The organism is uncultured Endozoicomonas sp., assembly GCF_947495845.1.
Classification (GTDB): Bacteria; Pseudomonadota; Gammaproteobacteria; order Pseudomonadales; family Endozoicomonadaceae; genus Endozoicomonas.
Map to the genome: position 1 here is coordinate 92,138 of NZ_CANMAO010000005.1, position 24,000 is coordinate 116,137.

Below are 24,000 nucleotides of genomic sequence, written 5' to 3' on the forward strand. Positions count from 1 at the left end.
GAACAACCTCCCGGTAAAAAGCCGGAGAATTCTACCACCTAAAGCCACTATTTTCATCAGGGATTCAAGCGGTTACCCAGAGAATGACCGCATCGGATTCACTGGTCGATACCAGGGCATGCCCCATCTGGGCATCGTAATAAACACTGTCCCCCTCAAACAGCTCTACGGGCTGATAATGTTCCGTATAGAGTTCGAGGCTGCCTGAAAGCACCAGCAAAAACTCTTCCCCATCGTGTCGAACCCATTCACCGTATTCATCGAAAGAACGGGCTTTCACCGTGGTTCGATAAGGAATTATTCTCTTCCCAGAGAGCTCAGTCGCCAGCAGCTCATGTTCGTAAGTGGTGGTTGGATGAATCTTACCCTCACCCTTTCGGGTGATATCACGACGGCCGCCTGCACCACTGTTTTCCGGTGCCGGGGAAAAAAGCTGCGGCAAATCAACCCCAAGCCCATCCACCAGCTTGGTCACTGCCGCAAAGGTGGGGGATATTTGCTCATTTTCAATTTTTGACAGGGTCGAGCGAGCCAACCCGGTTTTCAAACTGGCTTCTTCCAAGGTTAAACTCTGGCTTAAACGAATGTCTCTCACTCGCTTGCCCAGCTCAAGCGGCGTGACTTTTGACTCAGGTTTCCCCTCACCAGGGTGATCCACCCCAACCCGTCTATTAATCACGACTGATGGCTTATTATATTGATTTTGTTTGAGAAATTCCGTTGACTCTGCCATACCCTGCCCCTGTTCCATTCGCATCACACAGCGAGAAATCCATAATACACTACAATCAGCAGGAAGCACTCAATGTGAGACTTTGTTTCTTATTGGAAACTTTTCTATTGAAGCAACCATTGGCTCTTGTTACGCTTTTTATAAGGAAACACAAACGCAGCACCAGCAGATATAACAAATCCTTCTAAATAAATCTGCCGCATATAACCGTTTCCCCGTAATAATTTATAACAAAAGTACAAATGCTAACAAAATAAATGAAGGATTTGGAAAATGGAGTCTTGGTGATGCCCCTCAGTATTCTCGACCTGTTTAAAATCGGTATTGGTCCCTCGTCATCCCATACGGTTGGCCCCATGGTGGCTGGCAATCGCTTTCTGGCTGAACTCAAAGCTGAGGCTGTGTTCGATAAAACTCAACAAATTCGGATTGAGCTTTACGGCTCCCTTGCCATGACCGGTCATGGCCATGCCACGGATACCGCCATCATGCTGGGGCTGTCCGGCGAACAACCAGACCTGATCGATCCTGATGCGGCTCCGGTCATTATTGATAACATTCGATCATCCGGCCTGTTAAACCTTGGTAAAGAAAAAACCATTGCTTTTATCGAAGATCAACACCTGCTCTTTTTAAAAGGCCAATCGCTCCCCAAACACCCCAACGGTATGACGCTGAGAGCCTTGGATGAAGCCGGCATAGAGCTTTATCAAAACCATTTTTACTCTGTTGGTGGCGGCTTTGTTCTCAATGAACAAGAAACGGAACAGAAAAGTCAGCCCACCACTTCGACAACCACCATTCCTCACCCATTCCAAAACGCACAAGACCTTCTTGATATTGGCGACAGAACTCACTTGTCCATCGCTGAAATTGTGTCTGAAAATGAAAAGCACCTGGGCAGAACGACAGACATCAAGGCCGATCTGCTCAACATCTGGCACGTTATGGAAAGCAGCATTAACCGAGGCTGCCAGCAAACCGGTATTCTCCCCGGCGGATTGAACGTCCCCCGCCGTGCTCATCAGTTACATCAGGAATTATTAAACAAGCCTGAAGAACAGAAAGACCATTTGGAAGTGATGGATTGGGTCAGCCTGTTCGCCATCGCAGTGAATGAGGAAAATGCGGTGGGCGGTCGAGTCGTCACAGCACCCACCAACGGCGCTGCCGGCGTGATACCCGCTGTACTGGCCTATTATGATCGCTTTGTGCCCGGTAGTAATGAAGACGGTATTTGCACGTTCCTCACCACCGCTTCCGCCATCGGCATGCTGTACAAAAAGAACGCATCGATTTCGGCCGCTGAAGTGGGTTGCCAGGGAGAAATAGGTGTCGCCTGCTCCATGGCCGCTGGCGCATTGTGTGCGGTGATGGGTGGCGATAACCGACAGATCGAGAATGCCGCTGAAATTGGCATGGAACACAACCTTGGCCTGACCTGCGATCCAATCGCCGGACTGGTTCAAGTCCCCTGCATCGAGCGCAACACCATGGGCGCCATCAAGGCAATCAATGCAGCGCGTCTTGCCATGAAGGGTGATGGCATTCATCACGTTCATTTAGATCATGTGATCGAAACCATGCGCCAGACCGGTATGGATATGCAGGATAAATACAAAGAAACCGCCATGGGCGGACTGGCGGTGAACGTCGTGGCCTGCTGATCCAGGCCCACTGACACCGGATTCAAACGCAAGTTTTAAACATTAAAACCGCAACAACATTAAGACCAACGTAAGACTAAAACAGGACAGCAACATGGCCGTTAATAAAGAACCTGTCACCTTGCCAACATTGGCTGAACTGGAAAACAACGAACAGTTCACTCACCGACACCTTGGCTCTGACTCTGCAGAACAGCATGCGATGCTGGAAGTGCTTGGTCACCAACACCTATCAGAACTGATTGATGAAACGGTACCGGGCAGAATTCGACTTGGCAGAGAGCTTGACCTGCCCGGTGAAAAGACAGAACCGCAAGCACTGGCTGAACTCCAGGCTCTGGCAAAACAAAACACCGTTAACAAGTCGTATATTGGCATGGGCTATTACAACACCCACGTGCCCAATGTCATCCTGAGAAACCTGCTGGAAAACCCAGGTTGGTACACGGCCTACACCCCCTACCAGCCAGAAATCTCCCAGGGCCGACTGGAAATGCTGCTGAACTATCAGCAAATGGTGATGGATCTCACCGGCATGGAAATCGCCAACGCCTCTCTGCTTGATGAAGCGACAGCGGCCGCAGAAGCCATGACACTTTGTCTGCGCAGCGTTGGCCGCCAAAAAGCCAAATCCAACGCTTTCTTCGTTGCCGATGACGTTCACCCACAAACCATTGATGTGATCAAAACCCGTGCAGAGTGGATAGGCATCAACGTCATTGTTGGTAACCCACTGACCGACCTCGATAACCACGATGTGTTCGGGGTACAAATCCAATACCCAGGCACTTATGGCTCAATCACTAACGTCGAATCCATCACCGCTCTCGCCAAACAGCAAGGCGCTATGGTTTCTGTGGCTTCCGACTTACTGGCACTGACTTTATTGAAATCCCCGGGCGAACTGGGTGCCGATATCGTACTGGGTAACAGTCAGCGTTTTGGTGTCCCAATGGGCTTTGGTGGCCCGCACGCTGCGTTCTTTGCCACCACCGCAAAACTGAAACGCTCCATTCCCGGGCGCATCATCGGTGTTTCCAAAGACAGCCGTGGCAATCAGGCATTACGCATGGCCATGCAAACCCGTGAGCAACACATTCGCCGGGAAAAGGCCACGTCCAATATTTGTACGGCACAGGCTCTGTTGGCAAATATGGCCGCCAGCTATGTGGTTTATCACGGAGCGGAAGGTCTGAAAACCATTGCTGAACGGGTTCACCGTTTGACCCGAATCCTGCATCACGGCCTGACTGAAATGGGCTTCAGCTGCAACGACACCTTCTTCGATACTCTGGCCGTCAAAGTGGGTAGCGATCAGGAAAAAGTGGTAAAAAGAGCTTTAAAACAAGGCTGCAATGTACGACAAATTGGCCGTAATCGTATCGGCGTCAGTCTGGATGAAACGACGACTTCAGCCGATCTGATCGAACTGTTCAATATCTTTATGGGTGAAGGTAAAGAGTTGAACATTGATTCAATCGATCGCCAAATCGCCAGCAACAACCATCAAAGCACTCACTGCAAGCCTGCCTCAGGCCTCTCAGAAGATCATCGTCGTACAGATGACATTCTTACCCACCCAGTGTTCAATACCCATCATTCAGAAACCGACATGATGCGCTACCTGAAACGTCTGGAGAACAAAGACTACTCACTGGTTCACGGTATGATTCCCCTGGGTTCCTGCACCATGAAACTGAACGCCGTTGCCGAAATGCTGCCGGTGTCATGGCCAGAATTTTCCAGCATTCACCCATTTGCCCCCAGCGATCAGGTGCAGGGCTATCTGACCATGATCCGTCAACTGGAAGCCTCCCTCGTTGAGATCACCGGTTATGACACCATCTCAATGCAACCAAACTCTGGTGCCCAAGGCGAATACACCGGTCTTCTGGCCATTCGTAACTATCAGAAAGCCAACGGTCAGAGTCACCGCAACATCTGCCTGATCCCATCCTCTGCCCACGGCACTAACCCGGCATCCGCTGCCATGCTGGGCATGAAAATCATCATTGTGGCTTGTGACGACAGCGGTAACGTGGATGTGGAAGACCTGAAAGCCAAAGCCGAAGAGCACAGTGACAACCTGTCGGCGCTGATGGTTACTTATCCATCAACCCACGGTGTCTACGAAGAAGAAATAAAAGTCATCTGTCAGATCATTCACGACCATGGCGGTCAGGTGTATATGGATGGCGCCAATATGAACGCCATGGTGGGCGTTTCACGGCCAGGGGATATTGGTTCCGATGTTTCTCACCTGAACCTGCACAAAACCTTTGCCATTCCTCATGGCGGCGGTGGTCCGGGCATGGGCCCCATCGGTGTTAAAAGTCATCTGGCGCCTTATCTGCCCAACCATAAAATCAGTCCGATCAAAGAACGTGAAAACGACATTGGCGCTGTATCTGCCGCGCCTTTCGGCAGCTCTTCCATTCTGCCAATCAGCTGGATGTACATCACTCTGCTGGGCAGCCGTGGGCTGAGAAGATCAACGGAAGAAGCCATCCTGCACGCGAACTACATGGCCAACCAATTGGCAGGCCATTACGATATTCTATATCAGGGTCGCAACAATCGGGTTGCTCACGAATGCATAATTGATATTCGTCCCATCAAAGCAGCCAGCGGTATTTCTGAAGAAGATATTGCCAAACGTTTAATGGATTACGGCTTCCACGCTCCCACCATGTCGTTCCCCGTGGCGGGCACCCTGATGATTGAACCCACAGAGTCCGAATCCAAAGAAGAAATTGATCGCTTTATCGAAGCCATGATTTCTATCAAAAACGAGATTGATCAGGTGCAAAGCGGTGCCTGGCCAGCCGATAACAACCCATTGGTCAATGCCCCACACACTCAAGCAGACATTGCTGATGACCAGTGGGAACGCCCCTACAGCAGAACAGTGGCCGCCTTCCCATCCGAGGCCACCAAACTCAGTAAGTACTGGCCTGCTGCCAATCGCGTTGATAACGTGTACGGCGACCGTCACTTAATCTGCTCATGCCCGAGCATCGAAAGCTATCAGGATATGGAGGACTGATTCATGTCAACCGAGACACTTAAACGAACACCGTTGTTTGACCTCCACGTAGCCAACCAAGGCAAGATGGTGCCGTTTGCGGGCTATGAAATGCCGGTTCAATATCCTCTGGGCGTTAAAGGTGAGCATCTGCACACTCGCGATAAAGCCGGACTGTTTGATGTTTCTCATATGGGACAGTTAACACTGACTGGCAAAAAAGCCGATCAGTTCCTGGAAACACTGGTTCCGGTTGATGTTATTGATCTACCAGTGGGCAAACAGCGTTATGCAGTGTTCACCAACGAGAACGGTGGCATTCTCGATGACTTGATGATCACCCGTTATGAGCAATACCTGTACTTAGTCGTCAATGCAGCCTGCAAAGAACAGGACATTGCTCATATTCAAGCGCACCTTCCCGATGATGTCACTCTGGAGCGTCTGGACGATCGCGCCTTGATTGCCATTCAAGGGCCTGAAGCTGTGACAGCTTTACAACGATTGGTGCCAGAAGTAGCCAATATGGTGTTTATGGATTCACTGCATCTGGACATTGATGGCATCACCTGTTTTATCAGTCGTTCCGGCTACACCGGCGAAGACGGTTTTGAAATATCCATTCCGGAAAAGGATGCCGAGAAAGTCACCCAGCTCCTACTGGATCAGCCAGAAGTAGAACTGACCGGCCTTGGCGCTCGTGACTCCTTGCGCCTTGAATCGGGTCTTTGCCTGTACGGACACGACATCAATGAAAACACCACTCCTATCGAAGGTGGTCTGATTTGGGCCATCAGCAAATGCCGCCGTACCGGCGGGGAAAGAGCCGGTGGATTTATTGGTCACGCCCACGTACTCCATCAGATTGACACCAAAGATGTTTCAACACGCCGTGTCGGCTTGATTGGTAATAGCCGGGCACCGGTTCGTGAAGGCGCCGAGCTGGTCAATGAGCAGGATGAGGTCATTGGCAGGGTTACTTCAGGTACTTTCGGACCAACGATTGGATCTCCAATTGCCATGGCATTAATTAATTCCGGTTTCGCCAAAATGGATACGGAAGTATATGCTGTTGTTCGGGGTAAAAAGCTGGCAATGACGGTAAGTAAAATGCCTTTTGTAGAACAACGTTATCACAGAGGCTAAGTGATCTACCGAGCCTTGCTGGTAATGAATACCGGCAAGGCGTTATTTATCAAGTACAAAACTATCAAGTACAAAACACCTTCCCCAAAGCTTATTATTTATTGAATTAAAATGCATATTAATTCAATATATCGTTATATATATCACCAACTTGTTTGTGACATATACAGATATGCGTAGTTATTTACCGAACATATTCCTTTGTTTACTTATTAGGCAGAAAATCTACACTGTCTGAATACGATTTTTGGATATAACTCCAAACCCAAGGCGTGTTATGAAGCAGTTTACCGCTATACCCAAAAAAGAACTCAGTCTGACAGACTGGCTCACCTTTCTTGTCCCCTCTTTGACTGGCATTCTGCTGTTCATTACTCCCGTCAGCTACAATGGCGATTTCACCATTCCTGTGGCCATCCTTGCCAACGGCCTGAAATCCACCCTGCAAGATGAACTCACCACGATTATCACTATTGCGGTTACCATTACCGGCGTCATGACACTCCTTATCAAAGCCATTGAGCCTCGCTGGCTTAACCGATACCCATTTATTGCTTCTCTGCTGAACGTTTCAGCACCATGGTGCCTGGTTCGAGTGATAGGAATGATTTTTATACTGGCCACCTATTTCAACGCAGGCCCCCAAGCGATCTGGTCCAGCGCCACCGGAGGCATGGTATTGAATGACTTAATGCCCACCCTGTTCTCTGTCTTTATTTTTGCTGGTCTTCTGTTACCACTGCTGATGGACTTTGGCTTACTGGAGCTGCTTGGCGCGCTCATGACAAAGGTCATGCGTCCATTGTTCAATCTGCCAGGTCGCTCCTCCATCAACTGTATTGCTTCTTGGCTGGGTGATGGCAGTGTTGGCATTCTGATGACCAGCAAACAGTACGAAAACTCCTATTACACTCAGAGAGAGGCGGCCATTATTGGCACCACCTTCTCAGTGGTATCTATCACATTTTCTCTGGTGGTTGCTGCTCAAGTTGGGCTGGAATATATGTTTGCCCAGTTCTACCTGACCGTATGTCTGGCAGGTATCGTTGCCGCCATGATTGTTCCAAAGTTGCCACCACTATCCCGCAAGAAAGATATTTTCATCTGCGGCAAAGCACGCACCGAAGATGGTGAAGTCATTCCTGAAGGTAGCACCGCCTTTAGCTGGGGCATGGAAATGGCTCTGGAAAAAGCGGCAAAGATCAAAAATCCAATCACTGTTTTTCAGGAAGGCATAAAAAATGCCGTTGATATGGTATTTGGTGTTTTACCAGTGGTTATGGGCGTCGGTACCATTGCACTTATGATTGCGGAATACACGCCGGTGTTTCAGTATTTAGGCATGCCCTTTGTGCCGCTGTTGAATCTACTGCAAATCCCTGAAGCTCAGGACGCATCAACCACGATGATGATCGGCTTTACCGATATGTTCGTGCCTTCTATTCTTGCCGCTTCAATTGAAAATGAAATGACCCGCTTTGTGGTTGCCGCGCTCTCTTTAACACAGCTGATTTACCTTTCTGAAGTGGGTGCGCTGCTGCTGGGCAGCAAAATCCCTGTCACCCTTTTGGAGCTGTTTATCATCTTCATTCTGAGAACACTGGTTACCCTTCCAGTGATCGCCGGTGTCGCTCATATACTGTTCTGATGAGACTTAACGTGACGGTTTTCCAGAGAGACCGTCACTCGCTCAGCGCTATTTAACCAGGTCTATTTAATCAGGCCTATTTAATCAAGCGGGCAATCTCCCGAAACTGCGGTGCTTCAGCGGTTTCCATCAACTCAAACAACGCCATTTCCACCGTTGTTAAATCCGCACCCAACGCCGACATTTTATCCAGGGCTACGTCCTTGCTTTGCAGCGTTCTGGATGACACCGCATCAACCACCACCTCAACCTCATACGCCTGAAGCAATAGATCTGCTGCTGTCTGATACACACAAATATGCGCCTCAATACCTGCCAGTAGAATCTTTTGTCGTCCGCTGGCTCTTAGAGCCGAAGTAAACGCCTGGGCACCACAACCACTGAATGATGATTTTTCGATAGGTGTAAGATCAGAAAGAATATCTTGAAGTTCCGGAATGGTAGAGCCCAGTTTTTCAGGAAGTTGCTCGAGCCAGAGAATGGGGATATCCAGCAACACCGAGCCTTTAGCCAAAGCCTGCAAGTTTTTAAACAGCGCCTCATGGTCATGCATCAATGTGGCCAGCTTTCCCTGAACATCCACAATAACCAGCAGAGTGTTGTCCGTTGTCAGCATACCGATCCCCTGTCACTGTTATTTTTATCGTTCCAGCATAACAGAGGATCTTAAAATTTAGCCAAGCCTTCTTTTTTAATCGCTGAATTACAAAATAACCGGTGCCCAGAAAAATCCGAGCGTAACGGACAGCGTCAGGCAGATCACGCCAGGAAGAAAAAATGGATGATTAAATACGTAACGACCAATACGGGTTGATCCGGTCTCATCCATTTCCACCGCCGCCAGTAACGTTGGGTACGTTGGCAGAACAAACAAGGCACTGACTGCGGCAAAAGAAGCAATGGCCGTGACCGGATCCACCAGCATCAGTGCAGCTGGCATCAACGCTCTGGTGGTTGCCGCCTGAGAATAAAGCAGCATGGAAGCAAAAAACAAAGCGACGGACAACAGCCACGGCAAACGCTGAAGAAGATCACCAGCCACCATCTTGATATCATCAAGATATGCGCCTACAAACGTATTCCCCAACCATGCAACTCCCAGCACACAAATACAGGCGCTCATACCGGATTTAAACGTCTGGGCATTAAGAATATCTCCGGTATTGATTCCCGACACCAACGTAATTAGACAACCCGCCGTCAGCATAATGGAAATAATTGCACTGTCTCTGGGTAAAATCGGGTCCTGAATAATGCCTACTTTGTCGCTGATGAGTGTTGCATAAATAACCACTGCAATAATACTTAATAGAAAAATGAGCACTGAGTATTTGGCTCCGGAGGAGACACGTTGCTCAACCTTACCATGGGTTTTGATCAACCCCTCTGCCAATCTCTGCTGATACACCTCATCATCCTTAAGTTCACACCCCATGTAATTGCAAACCAGCGACGTCAGCATCACCGCAGCCAGTGTTGTGGGTATACAGATAAAAAGCAGATCAAGGTAACCCACTCCCAACGGCTCAAGGAGACCACTGAATACGACAACCGCTGCAGACACCGGTGATGCGGTGATTGCAACCTGTGATGCAATGACAGAGATACTTAAAGGGCGAGAAGGTCGAACACCATTTTCCTGAGCAACCGCAGAAATCACTGGCAATGTTGAATAGGCAGTATGCCCGGTGCCCGCCAAGAGCGTCATAAAATAGCTAATCAAAGGCGCGAAGAAAGTCACTTGTTTTGGCTGTTTGCGGAGCAGGCCGTCCGCCAGCTGCACCAGATAACCCAATCCACCGGCCACCTGCATGGCTGCCACGGCACCAATGACCGACATGATAATCAAAATAACATCCACCGGAATGGACCCGGGCTCGAGCCCAAAACCAAGAGTCAGCACTATGACTCCGGCAGCACCGGCAAACCCAATACCAATACTGCCCAATCTGGCCCCCAGATAGATAAAACCCAGCACCACACAGAGCTCAAGCCACATCATAATGGACCTCACAAAGCTATTTGCAAAAGGAAAAGGTAATCTTGGAGAAGTATCGACCAACGAATGGAAAAACTGTGTACAACTGGACAACCACTGGTCAAAGCATAGACAACAACTTCATTTCATTCATATCTCATTTCCAGATAAACTAGGCTCTGTTGAAATAACAAGGCTAAAACACAATGGACGCCATAAACGTCACTCCAGCGCCTCTTTGGAGAAGAGTTGCTTCTATGCTCTATGATTCTTTTCTGATCCTTGCTCTTCTCTTTCTGGTGGGGTTCATCAACCTGTTTATCCAGATTCAGATATACGGCGATGAACAATTACGACAAATGACGTCAGAAGGCTACAGCCTGGGTGGCCCGTTTTATTACACCACGCTATTGGTGCTGATCTATGGTTTTTATGGCTTTTTCTGGACCCGAAATGGACAGACTCTCGGCATGCTGGCATGGCGAATAAAAGTCGTGAGCGAGCACAATCAATTAATATCACCCGGTCAAAGCCTACTACGCTTTATCGTTGCTATACCCTCATTGCTAATGGGTGGCGTTGGGCTCGCCTGGGCGATCCTGGACAAGGACAAACGAAGCTGGCAAGACATGGCTTCTCGATCAAAAGTCATACTGCTACCTAAAAAAGCAAAGTAGTAAACTTTATGTACGAATAGACAATAAACGAAAACGGATTGGTATTTATACCTATCCGTATTAGAATAAGTATGCGGGTCACATATGCCCCTCATGAGAACGCTCAATAACCATGAGCGCATATCAGGTCATGCACGACGAGAGGAGATGTCAGTATGAACACCCAATTATTTGAACAAATTCTGTTACAGCTTACGGAGACATTTCGTCGCCTGTGTGGCCAACAGGAAGAGAGCAGATTGTACTGCCCGGTGAAAGTTGAAACTCAGCACCCTGCGGAAAGAGAGCGCAGAATTCGCCGCTAATCATTTCATTGTTTTGCAATGTTCAAAATGAAAAAGCCATCCGGTTGTATCAATCGGATGGCTTTTTGCTTTCAGGCTCAACCTGATAACGATCAGGCGGCCTTTTTCAACATCACAGCACCAATCACCAAACAGACGACAATGGGCATCAACACAGAGATCGCTGGCGGAAAGCCAAACACAAGGCTCGATGGCCCCATGAGGTTTTGCACGACCATAAAGACGACACCGGTAATCACTCCGGCAAACACCCGGTACCCCATGCTTACCGAGCGCAAAGGACCGAAAACAAACGAGATACCCACCAGCACCAAAGAAAGAATAGACAAAGGCTGAAGCACCTTCTCCCAGAAGGCCAGGCTATACTCTCCAGAATTCAAACCCTGCTGCGCCAGATAGTCCGAATAGGTCATCAAGCCCGAAATAGACAACGCTTCCGGTTTAACCACCACGACCTTTAGCAACGTAGTGGTCAGATTGGTTTCCCAGGGTTCGATCAACTGCTGCTCGGTCACAAAGCGATCTCCATCCCGCTTAAGGGTAGTTACTTCTTCCAGCAACCAATGATCTGCCTGATAAATAGCTCGCTTGGCAAAAGAGCTTTCCTGCAGCACCATATCCTCATCAAACTCATAGCGACTGACACCATACAATACACCGTTGGGTTCAACCGCATTGAAGTACATGTATTCATTGCCTTCCCGATGCCAGAAGCCTTCACCGGAATAAGAACCATCAACGGAACGGGCGATGGCTCTGCGAGTTTCAGCAATCTGTTCAGTCATCGGTGCCAGATATTCACCCAACAGCAGTCCGGTCAAAATCAGTAGCAGCGCGGGTTTCATAACAGAAGCCAGCATCCGCCAGAGAGAGATACCTGCCGCCCTCATCACCACCAGTTCACTGTTCGATGCCATGGAGCCAAGCCCAACCAGACAACCAACCAATGCCGAAACCGGGATCAGTTCATACAATTTTCGCGGGATCATCAACAGCGTATAGAGTAAGGCGTCCACGGACTGATAATTACCACGGACATTTTCCAGCTGCCCCAAAAACGAAAACAACGCTTCCAGAAACACCAGTATCAGCAGAACAAGAACCGTAGAACCCAGTACATTGCGGGAAATATAACGATCGAGCTTACGCATGGCGAGCCCTCCGGCGTGACAGCCAGAGCTTGCCCGGCTCAAAGAAATACAACGTCAAAGCAATCAACAAAAACAAGCCATGAATCGGCCAGAGACCAATATTTACAGGTAACCGCCCATCTTCAATAGCCCCTCGCCCGCTCATCAACAACGACAGATAAAAAAGATACAGCAGAATACCGGGCAATAATTTCACATAACGCCCCTGCCTTGGATTCACTTGAGCGAGAGGCAACGCCAGCAAAACAATCACCGGAATCAACAGCGGCAAAGACAACCGCCATTGCAGCTCGGCACGATAAGCTAATTTGTCAGAGTTTATCAGCTGGGCAGTTGGTAACGCCTGCTCCTTCCCTGACCATTTGGCAGCACTCTTCTGCTCCATTCGAAAACCATAACTGCTGAACAAAGTCTCTCTGATTGGCAGAATACCCGGCGTCAAATCGTAACGATAGCCATCTTTTAACAACAAATAGCGCCGCCCATCCTGCCCCACGTTTTCTTCTAACTTGCCCGACTCAGAAACCAGAATCGTCATCGCGCCAACATTATTACTGTCGGTGTTGCGGTTTGCGATAAACACCTGATTCATTTGCTGTTTATCATCGGACAGTGACTCAGCGTAGGTCACTCTCTGCCCCTTACCTATATTTTGAAACCGGCCGGGAACCAGTGTATCAAACTCGGTTAATGAGTCCTGTTGATCAAAAATCTGCCCAACTTTCATGACCCCGGCCGGTGCAATCCAGAGGCTTAAAACCCCCACCACCACCATCACCATCAGCGATGGCAGCAATGTCATGCCAAACAGTTGATTGCGACTTAGCCCACAGGCGCTGAGCACCGTCATCTCGTTGTCTACATAAAGACGACCATAGGCCAGAATAATTCCCAGAAACAAACCCAGAGGGAGAATCATCACCAGGAATTCCGGAATTCGATAGCCCATGATGGCAAAGAGAAACTCAGCCTTCAGAGTGCCGGTTGCCGCCTGAGCCACATAATTGGCAAAGCGGCCGCTCATGATGATCAATAACACGACAGCAGTGATGGCCAGCATCACCTGCAGCATCTGGCGTGAGAGGTAGCGATAGATAATTAAAGGCATGCCCTGACACTATTTATAAAAGTCACAAAAAAGTCGAAATAAGCCGTAACCCCCGGCACAGCACCAGAATACCAACTGAACGATCATCGTCGTAAGACTTGAATTCAGTATCAAAACAGTGATGCAATTGCACTATGACTCTGGTTGAAATGGCTCAACCGTATTATTATCCATGAAATCGGATAACTTGTCCTCCCGGAGAGACTATGGAATTTGTAGTTAAAAGCGGCGCCGCAGAAAAACAGAAAACCGGCTGTCTTGCTATTGCCGTCTCAAAAAAAGAATTACCCGCCTCCGCCACGGCCATTGACACCCTGACCGAAGGGTATCTGGCCGGCCTATTAAAGCGAGGCGACCTGGAGTTCAAAGCCGGTCATTCGCTCATGCTGCTGCATACGCATCATGCGCCTTTTGAGCGCTTACTATTAGTTGCTCTCGGTGAAAAGAATACTCCTCTGTCCGAAGCCGACTTCCGTAAACTGCTTGCCAACCTGACTGGACAGCTTAAAGCGATCAAATCCAAAGACATTACCATCGCCATTGACGAACTTGCGGTTGCTGAAAAATCTCATCAATGGGTCACTCGTCAATTGGTGGAAGCCGTCGAATACGCATTCTATCAATTCTCCCAGTACAAAAACGACGGTGGTAAAGATCCGGCACTGAAAAAAGTAGTACTTTTAACCGATCGTAAAAACGCTGACGAAGTAAAAGCTGGACTTGCAGAAGGTCAAGCCATTGGCAGCGGTCGAAACGTAGCCAGAACGCTGGGCAACCTTCCCGGCAATATTTGTCATCCAACCTATCTGGCCGATGAAGCCAAAGCACTGGCCAAACGTCACGCTAAGCTGACCACCAAAATCCTCAATGAAAAGCAAATGTCCGATCTGGGCATGAGCTCCCTGCTGTCCGTCAGCGCCGGTTCCGAACAGGAAGCCCGCTTGATCTGCATGGAATTCAAAAACGGTAAGCGCGGCGCCAAGCCACTTGTTCTCCTTGGCAAAGGCATTACTTTTGATACCGGTGGCATCTCTTTGAAACCGGGCGCTGCCATGGACGAAATGAAATTCGATATGTGCGGCGCTGCCAGTGTATTTGGCGTTATGAATGCCATTATCGATCTGGATCTGCCATTAAACGTCATTGGTATGGTGGCTGCAGCGGAAAACATGCCAAGTGGCAAAGCGACCCGCCCTGGAGACATCGTTACCTCCATGTCTGGCAAAACCATCGAAATTCTGAACACCGATGCGGAAGGCCGTCTGGTATTGTGTGATGCACTCACCTACGCAGAACGCTACAAGCCGGAAGCCGTGGTTGATATCGCCACCCTGACCGGCGCCTGCATTGTTGCACTTGGTCATCACACTACCGGCCTGCTCAGTAACAATGATGCATTAGCGGAAGAATTGCTGGATGCCTCCAAAGGTTCCATGGATAAAGCATGGCAACTGCCAATGGGCGAGGAGTATGCCCAACAGCTGGACAGTAACTTTGCCGATCTCGCCAACATTGGTGGCCCAGGTGCTGGCACCATCACCGCAGGTTGCTTCCTGGCCAAGTTTGCAGAAGCCTACCCCTGGGCGCATCTGGATATTGCGGGTACCGCCTGGAAATCTGGTAAAGACAAAGGAGCTACCGGTCGTCCGGTGCCAATGCTGGTGCAATTCCTGCTGAACCGTATCAACCAGTAATCATCAAATCTTCAATCCGGCATTAGCAAATGCCGGATTGTTTCCTACCTTATTTCCCACCCATCTCTATCCGAAATTTTATTTGGCTGATAACATTTGTCTCATCAACTTCTCCACTCTCAGAGATACACTTGCAGCCAATGACTCGAGTCACTTTCTATCTTCTTGAAAACAGCCAGCAAAGCGCTGAACAATTTGCCTGCAAACTGGTTGAAAAAGCATGGCGTGGTGGATTGCCAATGCATATTCACACAGAAGATGAAAGCAGTTGTATTGCAATGGACAAATTATTGTGGGTCTGGCGGGAGGACAGTTTCCTGCCTCACGGGATAGTTACGGGAACCGCTGACTCTGAAGACAATTCAACCTCAATAAACAACCTTCCCATCACACTGGGCTTTGACACCCCCTCCATTCCGCAAAATCGCCTATTAATCAATCTGAATTCAGAAGTTCCGCAATTTTTCACCCGATTTGACCGCGTGTGTGAAGTGGTGATGGTCACTCCTGAACAAAAAGAGATATCAAGAGCCAAATTTCGTGCTTACCGCCAACAGGGTATCGAGCCTGAAATGCACAACATGAAAACCTGACCACTCATACCCATCATGAAACCACAGAGCACCCTGAGTTCCCTCCTTATGCCCATCCACTAGAGATCGCCTGAGGGTGCACTTTAATCCAAATTTATCGACACATCCCCGCTTACGAGATAAACGCTCGCCGTGTATAATGTTCGGTTTGCCCATATCCAAACCGTAAGCAACGGCACATTCTCCAAGACTCCAAGAAAGTGAGAAAGTGCAACCGCTCAGGTTAATGATCGAATACTGACTGGACAGCAGTTATGGAAAAGACGTTCAACCCCCAAGCCATCGAACGCACCCTGTATCAAAACTGGGAAGAGAAAGGTTATTTTTCACCTTCCGGAGAAGGTCAGCCTTACTCCATCATGATCCCGCCTCCGAATGTCACCGGCAGCCTGCACATGGGTCATGCGTTCCAGGATTCCATTATGGACGCCCTGACCCGCTACCATCGCATGAAAGGTCATAACACCCTGTGGCAGGTAGGAACGGACCACGCAGGCATCGCAACCCAAATGGTGGTTGAACGAAAAATCCTGGCTGAAGAAGGCAAAACCCGTCACGACTATGGCCGCGAAGCCTTCACCGACAAAATCTGGGAATGGAAAGAAGAGTCTGGCGACACCATCACCCGCCAGCTTCGTCGTTTGGGTGCATCTGTGGATTGGGATACCGAACGCTTCACCATGGACAAAGGCTTTTATGCCGCCGTTCAGGAAGTGTTTGTTCGTCTGTACGAAGACGATCTGATTTATCGCGGCAAACGTCTGGTCAACTGGGACCCAAAACTGCACACCGCCATTTCTGACTTGGAAGTGGAAAACAAAGAAATCAAAGGCAACATGTGGCACCTGCGTTATCCGCTGGCCGACGGTGAGAAAACCGCTGAAGGCAAAGATTACATTGTGGTCGCCACCACCCGTCCGGAAACCATGCTGGGCGACACCGGCGTTGCGGTTAACCCTGAAGATGAGCGCTATAAAGCGCTGATTGGCAAAGAGATCATCCTGCCATTGGTCAACCGTCGTATTCCTATTGTGGGCGATGAACACGCGGACATGGAAAAAGGCACCGGTTGTGTAAAAATCACACCAGCCCACGACTTTAATGACAACGAAGTGGGCAAACGATGTAACCTGCCCATGATTAACATCATGACCCTGAACGGTGATATTCGTCAGCAAGGCGAAGCTTTCAACCATGACGGCACCGTGAACCAAACCGTCGACACCGTTATTCCTGAAGCCTATCACGGCATGGAACGTTTCGCGGCTCGCAAACAGATTGTTGCCGACTTTGATGCACTGGGTCTGTTGGAAAAAATAGACGACCACACGTTAATGGTGCCTTACGGCGACCGTTCCGGTGTCGTTATCGAACCGCTACTGACCGACCAATGGTTTGTTCGCGCAGCGCCTCTGGCGGAACCGGCGATTGAAGCAGTCGAAGATGGCCGTATTCAATTCGTACCAAAGCAATACGAAAACATGTACTTCTCCTGGATGCGCGATATTCAGGACTGGTGCATCTCCCGCCAGCTCTGGTGGGGTCATCGTATTCCAGCCTGGTATGACGATGCTGGCAATGTTTATGTGGGCCGTGACGAAGAAGAAGTTCGCGAGAAACACAACATCCCATCCCCAGTGGTTCTGAAACAGGATGCGGATGTGCTGGATACCTGGTTCTCCTCAGCACTCTGGACATTCGGTACTCTGGGCTGGCCAGAACAGACGGATCGCCTGAACACCTTCCATCCAACAGATGTTCTAGTGACCGGTTTTGACATTATTTTCTTCTGGGTAGCCCGGATGATCATGATGACCATGCACTTCATGAAAGATGAAGACGGTAAGGCGCAAGTACCATTCAAACATGTATACGTCACCGGCCTGATTCGCGACGAAAACGGCGACAAGATGTCCAAGTCCAAGGGTAACGTCCTTGACCCGCTGGACATGATCGACGGTATCGATCTGGAATCGCTAGTTGAGAAACGCTGCGGCAATATGATGCAACCTCAGCTGGCTGCCAAGATTGAAAAACGTACCCGCGCAGCGTTCCCGGAAGGCATTGCTGCCCACGGTACAGATGCCCTTCGCTACACCCTGTACTCGTTGGCATCCACCGGTCGTGATATCAACTGGGATATGAATCGTCTGGAAGGTTACCGGAACTTCTGCAACAAGATCTGGAACGCTGCCAACTATGTAAAAATGAACATTGATGGTCAGGACACCGGATTAAATGATGAGCCGGTTGATCTGACCCTGGCTGACCGCTGGATCATCTCACGCCTGCAGCGGGTAGAAGCCCAGATCGAGAAGAACCTGGCAGACTTCCGACTGGATCACGCTTCCCAGAATCTCTATGACTTTATCTGGAATGAGTACTGCGCCTGGTATTTGGAGCTCTCCAAGCCTGTACTGTGGGATGAGAACGCACCGGCTGAACGCCAGCGGGGCACCCGTCGCACGCTGGTGAGAGTACTGGAAAGCATTATGCGTCTGGCTCATCCGTTCATGCCTTACCTCACCGAAGAGATCTGGCAGAACATCAAGCAGAGTGCCGGCGTAGAAGGCGAAACCCTGATGCTGCAAAACTATCCGGTTTCTGACGCCAGCAAAATTGATGAAACCGCAGAGCGCGACATTGAATGGCTGAAGTCGTTTATTTCCGGCATCCGAAATATTCGTGCCGAGCTGAACATTGGCCCGGGCAAGCCTTTGAATGTGCTGCTGCGTAATACATCTACAGACGACATCGCTCGCCTGGAAGACAATCTGACCTTCCTGAAATCATTGGCCAAACTGGACGATATCCGTATTCTGGAAGCCGGTGAAGAAGCACCAATGGCAACCACGGCACTAGTGGGCTCTATGGAAGTTCTGGTACCTATGGCTGGCTTAATCGACAAGGATAAAGAAATAGCCCGACTGTCCAAAGAGGTTGAGAAATACGGTAAAGAAGTCGCTCGTTTTGAAGGGAAGCTGAATAACGAGAAGTTTATCAGCAAAGCACCTGCCGCCGTCGTTGACAGTGAAAAAGCCAAACTGGCTGAAGCACAGGCAGCAAAAGCCAAACTGGAAGAGCAACTGGAGGCTATCAAAGCGCTATAAACATCAGTGGATAATCACACCTCAGACTTCTACTGAGTCTGAGGTGTGATTCAAGTACAACACATCCTTGTTTATTGGCCGCACTGTTCGTGAAACATTTAATAACACCAACCATAAAAATAAAAGAGACAACATAGTGATACTAAAAGGAATATCTGCTTTCCCATTAGCTTTATTAATGAGCAGCTTTTCAGACAATCATAAAAATAGCGAGTCTCACTCATTAGCCCTCAAAACAAAACCCAGCCAGCACACGCCAGACATTGAACTGGAATCCATTAGCTACAGCGCAAGCAACTTTAGTAAGCGCATGCAATCTGAATGCAAAATGTCCGACAGCATGGAAAGAAGTGTTTTGTTTGCTGCACAATCAAACAACCTGAAAACTAACGACTCAGCTAACCACCAGCCGACCCTTAAAAATGCCCGCATTACCGTGGATTTTATCGATGTCATTTCTCATCACTGGCGCTCCAAAGCAATAAGACCAGGCTCCGTCGCGACTTTCACAGCCACACTGCATTATAACAATGAGCCACCTCAAGTGATCACCAAGTCCATTGCTTCCTATATGACCGTGGGCACTTGCGATCGATTGGAAAATATCGCTTATAACGCGGGACAATTTCTGACTCAATGGACGGCTGCCAAGATTTAGGCAGCGACCATCTGTGAGAAATTCGATTACAAGAAGCACCCTTAAACCTTTCGTTTACACGTCCAAAGCGAATACACTATCTGGAGAAATTTGAGAGACCATTCAGACATATGCCCTCCCCTTCATCGCCCATCATTCAGGAATTCCTTCAACATCTCTGGCTGGAAAGAGGGTTGAGTAAAAACACCCGGGAGGCTTATCAAAGAGACATATTGCTTTTCAGCAACTGGCTGAAAGAACAGGAAAATGATTTATTGGACGCTTCAGAAGATGACCTTCGAGCGTTCCTTGGTTGGCGTTTCGACCAAAAATATCATCCTCGTTCCACGGCTCGTCAGATCTCAAGCCTCCGGGCATTCTATCGCCACATGCTGCAAAATCATCAAATACTCACTGATATCACTGCCAACATAGAAATGCCCCGCCAAGGCAAAGCTCTACCCAAAACCTTATCAGAAGACGATGTCAATGCACTGCTGAACAGCCCGGACACAGACACCACCATCGGCCTGCGGGATCGAACCATGCTGGAACTGCTCTACGCCTGCGGTTTGCGAATATCCGAACTGGTCAATCTGAATCTGGATAACATCAACCTACGTCAGGGCGTGATTCGCGTGACAGGAAAAGGCAGTAAGGAAAGGCTGGTTCCCATGGGGCAGGAAGCCATCGACTGGCTGGCAAGTTACCTGAAACAGGCTCGCGGTGAATTGTTAAACAACTATGAAAGCAGAACTCTGTTTCCCGGCCGTTATGGGCGACCAATGACGCGACAAACCTTCTGGCACCGTATCAAACAGTACAACACCATTGCTGGAATAAAGTCCGATGTATCACCCCATGTGCTTCGCCATGCCTTTGCGACCCATCTATTAAATCACGGAGCGGATCTTCGAGTTGTGCAGTTACTACTCGGTCATAGCGACCTGTCAACAACACAGATTTATACCCATATTGCCAACCATCGCCTGACTGAGTTACATAAAGAACATCATCCCCGAGGCTGACCCTTAAGCCACCGCTATCCGTAGTCCGTAATCCGTGATCCGAAAAAGCCCGAGTGGCTCAAGCTTTTTCGGACAACGGACAACGGACAACGGACAACGGACAACGGACAACGGACAACGGACAACGGACAACGGATATTATTTCAGGACAAACCCTAAGCCACTAACGCAAGCACCGCTGATACGGTCATAAATGAGCCGGTGACCAATATGCGGTCACCGGGCTTAGAGTGATTCAACGCATCATTCAGCGCTTCGTGAATTGACGAAAACTCAAAGACAACAAAGTCTCTGGCTTTTAGCTTTTCGGCAAACTCTGCGGTATTCAATGTTCTTGGCGAAACAAATTCAGACACCCGCCATTCATCAACATGAGCACTTAGACAGTCTGCCACCGTCATATAATCTTTGTCTTTGCACATGGCAATGACTGCGCGAGTAACACCAGCAGCTGGATTCTCTTGCAATCGCTGGCTTAGTTTCTCTGCGGCCTGAGGATTGTGAGCGACATCCAGAACCAACTCGATGTCATTACCAGCGTCGTTTTTCATTGTGACCCGCTGAAATCGCCCTTTCACTGCCGCGCTAGACAAACCTTTGCGAATTGCCTCGATGCTAATAGCTTCTGGTACAAACTGTAGTGCCTGAAGTGCCGTGGCAGCATTATCAATCACTACATCTGGAAGCGGTAAATCATCGACGTGCAAAGCCTCACCCGCTCGAGTCAAACCAGACCAGCTCCAGCTTTTATCACTCTTGTTTAGATCGAAATCAACGGAACGTCGATACAGTTGGCTCTCAAGACGCGACGCTGCTTCCACCACAGAGTCTGGAACCGGATCACTGCCAAAAATCACAGGTTTTCCTGATCGCATTATCCCTGCTTTTTCTTTGGCAATCGCTTCAATGCTGAAGCCCAGGTACTCTTGATGATCCAAACCCACCGTCGTGATAATGGAAATATCAGGATCAACGACATTGGTCGCATCAAGGCGCCCGCCCATGCCCACTTCCATCAGGGCAAAATCGACTTCTGCTCTTTGGAAGCAATCAACGGCAGCTAAAGTGGCAAACTCAAAATAAGTTAACCATGTGGTCTGCCGCCCTTCATTCAGTTTTTCGAAAGCGTCGCAAAGCCATTCATCAGAGACCTGCTGCCCATTAATCCGAATGCGTTCATTAAACTTCAATAGATGCGGTGATGTGAAGAGACCAACCTTGTAGCCAGCAGCCAGCAATATAGACTCAAGCACCGCCAAGGTTGATCCTTTGCCATTTGTCCCGCCCACCATAAGGACAAAAGGCGCTGGCTTTAGCAGGTTCAGCTTTTCGCCCACCAGACGAATACGATCCAGGCCAAAATCAATTTCATGCTCAGGACGGGTTTCTTCCAGCCACTTAAGCCATTGTTCGAGGTTTTTTTCAGACTTCAACGACATCTCTCCAATGAAAGCCAAGCATCTCGTTCCCATGGTTCTGAGGCTGTCGAAAAATCCCTGGTTCCCATGCTTTGAGGGTGTCGCAAAAGACCATTAAAAGCAGATATCGTAGGTCGGTAACCCAAAGGGTTGCCGACAATCAGCACCTAGAGGCCTTCGGAATGTCGGCAATTCTTACAGAATTACCGACCTACAGGTTTCGCGACAACCTCGTTCTACGTGGGAACGAGGTGGTTTGAGAGTTTTGACACAACTTAAAAATACGCAAAAGGCATAAAAGCGCAGGAACAAGATGAAGATATAATCTTAATTTCCGTGCCCCTTATGGGTTATCAGGCAACCACTGCCTCACTCGTCACCTCATCCGGAAACTGGGTATCCGGCTGCGGCTGATACTGCATCTTGCGACACAATCGACCAATGGTAGAACGGATGTCAGATCGTGCCACGATCATATCAATCGCACCGTGATCCAGCAGAAACTCACTGCGCTGAAAACCTTCCGGCAGCTTTTCACGAACGGTCTGCTCAATAACACGAGGGCCGGCGAAACCGATCAACGCACCAGGTTCCGCCATATTGATATCACCCAACATGGCCAGACTGGCAGACACACCACCGTAAACCGGATCCGTCATCATGGAGATATAAGGAATCCCGGCCTGCTTCATTCGCTCCAACGCAGCACTGGTTTTTGCCATCTGCATCAGAGAAAACAGCGCTTCCTGCATACGGGCGCCGCCACTGGCAGAGAAACACACCAACGGGATGCGCTCAGCCAAAGCCAACTCCGCCGCACGGGCAAACTTCTCGCCCACCACCGAGCCCATGGAACCACCCATGAACGAAAATTCAAAGGCCACGGCCACCATTGGTAAGGCTTCCACCGTACCACGCATGGCGATCAGAGCATCTTTTTCACCGGTCTGCTTCTGGGCTGCTGCCAGGCGATCTTTGTATTTCTTGGTGTCTTTGAACTTCAACAAATCTACAGGTTCAAGATCAGTGAAAAGCTCTTCACGTTCTTCTTTATCAAAAAAGTAATCCAACCGGGTGCGCGCTGAAATCCGCATATGATGCTGACATTTCGGACACACCCCAAGGTTACGATCCAATTCAGGACGATAAAGCACGGCTTCGCACTTCACGCACTTGCGCCAGAGACCTTCCGGCACACTACTGCTCTTCTGCTCAGCAGCAGAGCGAGAAAGCGACGGAATCAGTTTATTGACTAGCCAGTTGCTCATTCATTTATCCTGTAAACTATCCATGGCTGAGCGCATTTCAGTCATTTTTTCACCCACACGCTCAACGACAGCCTGCCCTTCAGTGGCGAACTTCGCCAGCTCCGAAACCAGCACACTGCCCGCAATGACACCATCAGCGGTTCGACTGATTGCCGCCGCCGATTCGCCATCACGAATACCAAAACCGACACAAACCGGTACATCGGTGAATTGCCGAATGTGATTCACACGCTCGGCCACTTCAACGGTATCCAGTGTCGCGGCGCCGGTCACTCCCTTGAGAGAAACATAATAGAGGTAGCCACTGGCCACGCTGCATATCTTTTTAATACGTTCATCCGATGTGGTCGGTGTGATCAGTTTGATCATGTCCAGACCACGCTCCTGAAGCATTCCGTGCAGTTCTCCGGCCGCTTCCGGTGGTAAATCCACCATCAGTACACCATCAACGCCGGCGTCGGCGGCCATCTCAACAAAACGCTCATTACCCATAATTTCTACGGGGTTGAGATAACCCATCAGGATGATCGGAGTGACATTATCGGTCTGACGGAACTCAGAAACCATTGCAAAAACGTCAGTCAATGTAACACCTTGTGATACGGCACGCTCATGAGCATGGGCAATCACGGGCCCATCGGCCACCGGATCGGAGAATGGGAAGCCCAATTCGATCATATCAGCACCGCTGGCCACCAGCTGATGCATCACATTGATAGTCTGACCCGGAGGATCTCCCGCCAGCACGTAGGGAATCAGCGCCTTGCGATTGCTGGCCTGAAGTTGCTCAAAACAGTTTTTCAGTCTCATTCTG

Annotated in this window: 19 protein-coding genes; 11 read left to right on the forward strand and 8 right to left on the reverse strand. The window is 49.3% G+C overall.

Annotated features, from left to right (window positions below):
• Nucleotides 1-64: 64 nt before the first annotated feature.
• Nucleotides 65-733, reverse strand: coding sequence for an XRE family transcriptional regulator (locus tag Q1B11_RS05900; RefSeq protein WP_299729072.1), 669 nt, complete (start codon nt 731-733; stop codon nt 65-67).
• A 287-nt stretch (nt 734-1,020) separates the two neighbouring features.
• Between Q1B11_RS05900 and Q1B11_RS05905 the strand changes: the two genes are divergently transcribed.
• From Q1B11_RS05905 to Q1B11_RS05920, 4 genes are all read left to right on the forward strand, one after another.
• The gene (locus Q1B11_RS05905; protein WP_299729075.1) at nt 1,021-2,400 is read left to right on the forward strand and encodes an L-serine ammonia-lyase; all 1,380 of its coding nucleotides are present in this window, start codon (nt 1,021-1,023) and stop codon (nt 2,398-2,400) included.
• Nucleotides 2,401-2,494: 94 nt separating this feature from the next.
• A complete protein-coding gene (gcvP, locus tag Q1B11_RS05910; RefSeq protein WP_299729078.1) occupies nt 2,495-5,446 on the forward strand; it encodes an aminomethyl-transferring glycine dehydrogenase in 2,952 nt (983 codons plus the stop codon).
• A 3-nt stretch (nt 5,447-5,449) separates the two neighbouring features.
• The gene (gcvT, locus tag Q1B11_RS05915; protein ID WP_299729081.1) at nt 5,450-6,571 is read left to right on the forward strand and encodes a glycine cleavage system aminomethyltransferase GcvT; all 1,122 of its coding nucleotides are present in this window, start codon (nt 5,450-5,452) and stop codon (nt 6,569-6,571) included.
• 277 nt (nt 6,572-6,848) lie between these two features.
• Nucleotides 6,849-8,219, forward strand: coding sequence for a YjiH family protein (locus Q1B11_RS05920; protein WP_299729084.1), 1,371 nt, complete (start codon nt 6,849-6,851; stop codon nt 8,217-8,219).
• A 76-nt stretch (nt 8,220-8,295) separates the two neighbouring features.
• Here the strand turns inward: Q1B11_RS05920 and Q1B11_RS05925 are convergent, their stop codons facing one another.
• A complete protein-coding gene (locus Q1B11_RS05925) occupies nt 8,296-8,835 on the reverse strand; it encodes a hydrolase (protein WP_299729087.1) in 540 nt (179 codons plus the stop codon).
• An 87-nt stretch (nt 8,836-8,922) separates the two neighbouring features.
• Nucleotides 8,923-10,221, reverse strand: a complete 1,299-nt coding sequence (locus tag Q1B11_RS05930; protein WP_299729090.1) for an anaerobic C4-dicarboxylate transporter — start codon at nt 10,219-10,221, stop codon at nt 8,923-8,925.
• Between the two features lie 182 nt (nt 10,222-10,403).
• Here Q1B11_RS05930 and Q1B11_RS05935 point away from each other — a divergent pair, with 182 nt between their 5' ends.
• Complete coding sequence (locus tag Q1B11_RS05935) at nt 10,404-10,874, forward strand: RDD family protein (RefSeq protein WP_299729093.1); 471 nt, start codon at nt 10,404-10,406, stop codon at nt 10,872-10,874.
• 155 nt (nt 10,875-11,029) lie between these two features.
• Nucleotides 11,030-11,179: a hypothetical protein gene (locus tag Q1B11_RS05940; protein ID WP_157674243.1), complete on the forward strand. Its 150-nt coding sequence runs from the start codon at nt 11,030-11,032 to the stop codon at nt 11,177-11,179.
• A gap of 92 nt (nt 11,180-11,271) precedes the next feature.
• On the opposite strand, the gene lptG is transcribed toward Q1B11_RS05940, so the two are convergent.
• Both lptG and lptF read right to left on the reverse strand, forming a co-directional pair.
• Nucleotides 11,272-12,330, reverse strand: coding sequence for an LPS export ABC transporter permease LptG (gene lptG / locus Q1B11_RS05945; protein ID WP_067520933.1), 1,059 nt, complete (start codon nt 12,328-12,330; stop codon nt 11,272-11,274).
• Entirely contained in the window at nt 12,323-13,438 is a 1,116-nt protein-coding gene (gene lptF, locus Q1B11_RS05950; protein WP_067520929.1) for an LPS export ABC transporter permease LptF, read from the reverse strand. Before lptF ends, lptG begins: the two co-directional genes overlap by 8 nt.
• A gap of 206 nt (nt 13,439-13,644) precedes the next feature.
• Here lptF and Q1B11_RS05955 point away from each other — a divergent pair, with 206 nt between their 5' ends.
• The 5 genes from Q1B11_RS05955 (at nt 13,645) to xerD (ending at nt 20,500) form a co-directional block, all read left to right on the forward strand.
• A complete protein-coding gene (locus Q1B11_RS05955) occupies nt 13,645-15,132 on the forward strand; it encodes a leucyl aminopeptidase (protein WP_299729108.1) in 1,488 nt (495 codons plus the stop codon).
• A 140-nt stretch (nt 15,133-15,272) separates the two neighbouring features.
• Nucleotides 15,273-15,725 (forward strand): DNA polymerase III subunit chi, encoded by a 453-nt coding sequence (locus Q1B11_RS05960; protein WP_299729308.1) that lies wholly within the window; start codon nt 15,273-15,275, stop codon nt 15,723-15,725.
• Nucleotides 15,726-15,979: 254 nt separating this feature from the next.
• Nucleotides 15,980-18,835: a valine--tRNA ligase gene (locus Q1B11_RS05965; protein ID WP_299729111.1), complete on the forward strand. Its 2,856-nt coding sequence runs from the start codon at nt 15,980-15,982 to the stop codon at nt 18,833-18,835.
• A 178-nt stretch (nt 18,836-19,013) separates the two neighbouring features.
• Complete coding sequence (locus Q1B11_RS05970; protein WP_299729114.1) at nt 19,014-19,493, forward strand: hypothetical protein; 480 nt, start codon at nt 19,014-19,016, stop codon at nt 19,491-19,493.
• A gap of 110 nt (nt 19,494-19,603) precedes the next feature.
• Nucleotides 19,604-20,500 (forward strand): site-specific tyrosine recombinase XerD, encoded by an 897-nt coding sequence (gene xerD / locus Q1B11_RS05975; protein ID WP_299729117.1) that lies wholly within the window; start codon nt 19,604-19,606, stop codon nt 20,498-20,500.
• A 155-nt stretch (nt 20,501-20,655) separates the two neighbouring features.
• On the opposite strand, the gene folC is transcribed toward xerD, so the two are convergent.
• From folC to trpA, 3 genes are all read right to left on the reverse strand, one after another.
• Entirely contained in the window at nt 20,656-21,957 is a 1,302-nt protein-coding gene (folC, locus tag Q1B11_RS05980; protein WP_299729120.1) for a bifunctional tetrahydrofolate synthase/dihydrofolate synthase, read from the reverse strand.
• A gap of 314 nt (nt 21,958-22,271) precedes the next feature.
• On the reverse strand, nt 22,272-23,186 hold the full coding sequence (gene accD / locus Q1B11_RS05985) for an acetyl-CoA carboxylase, carboxyltransferase subunit beta (RefSeq protein ID WP_299729123.1): 915 nt from the start codon (nt 23,184-23,186) through the stop codon (nt 22,272-22,274).
• Complete coding sequence (gene trpA / locus Q1B11_RS05990; RefSeq protein ID WP_299729126.1) at nt 23,187-23,996, reverse strand: tryptophan synthase subunit alpha; 810 nt, start codon at nt 23,994-23,996, stop codon at nt 23,187-23,189.
• Nucleotides 23,997-24,000 lie beyond the last annotated feature (4 nt).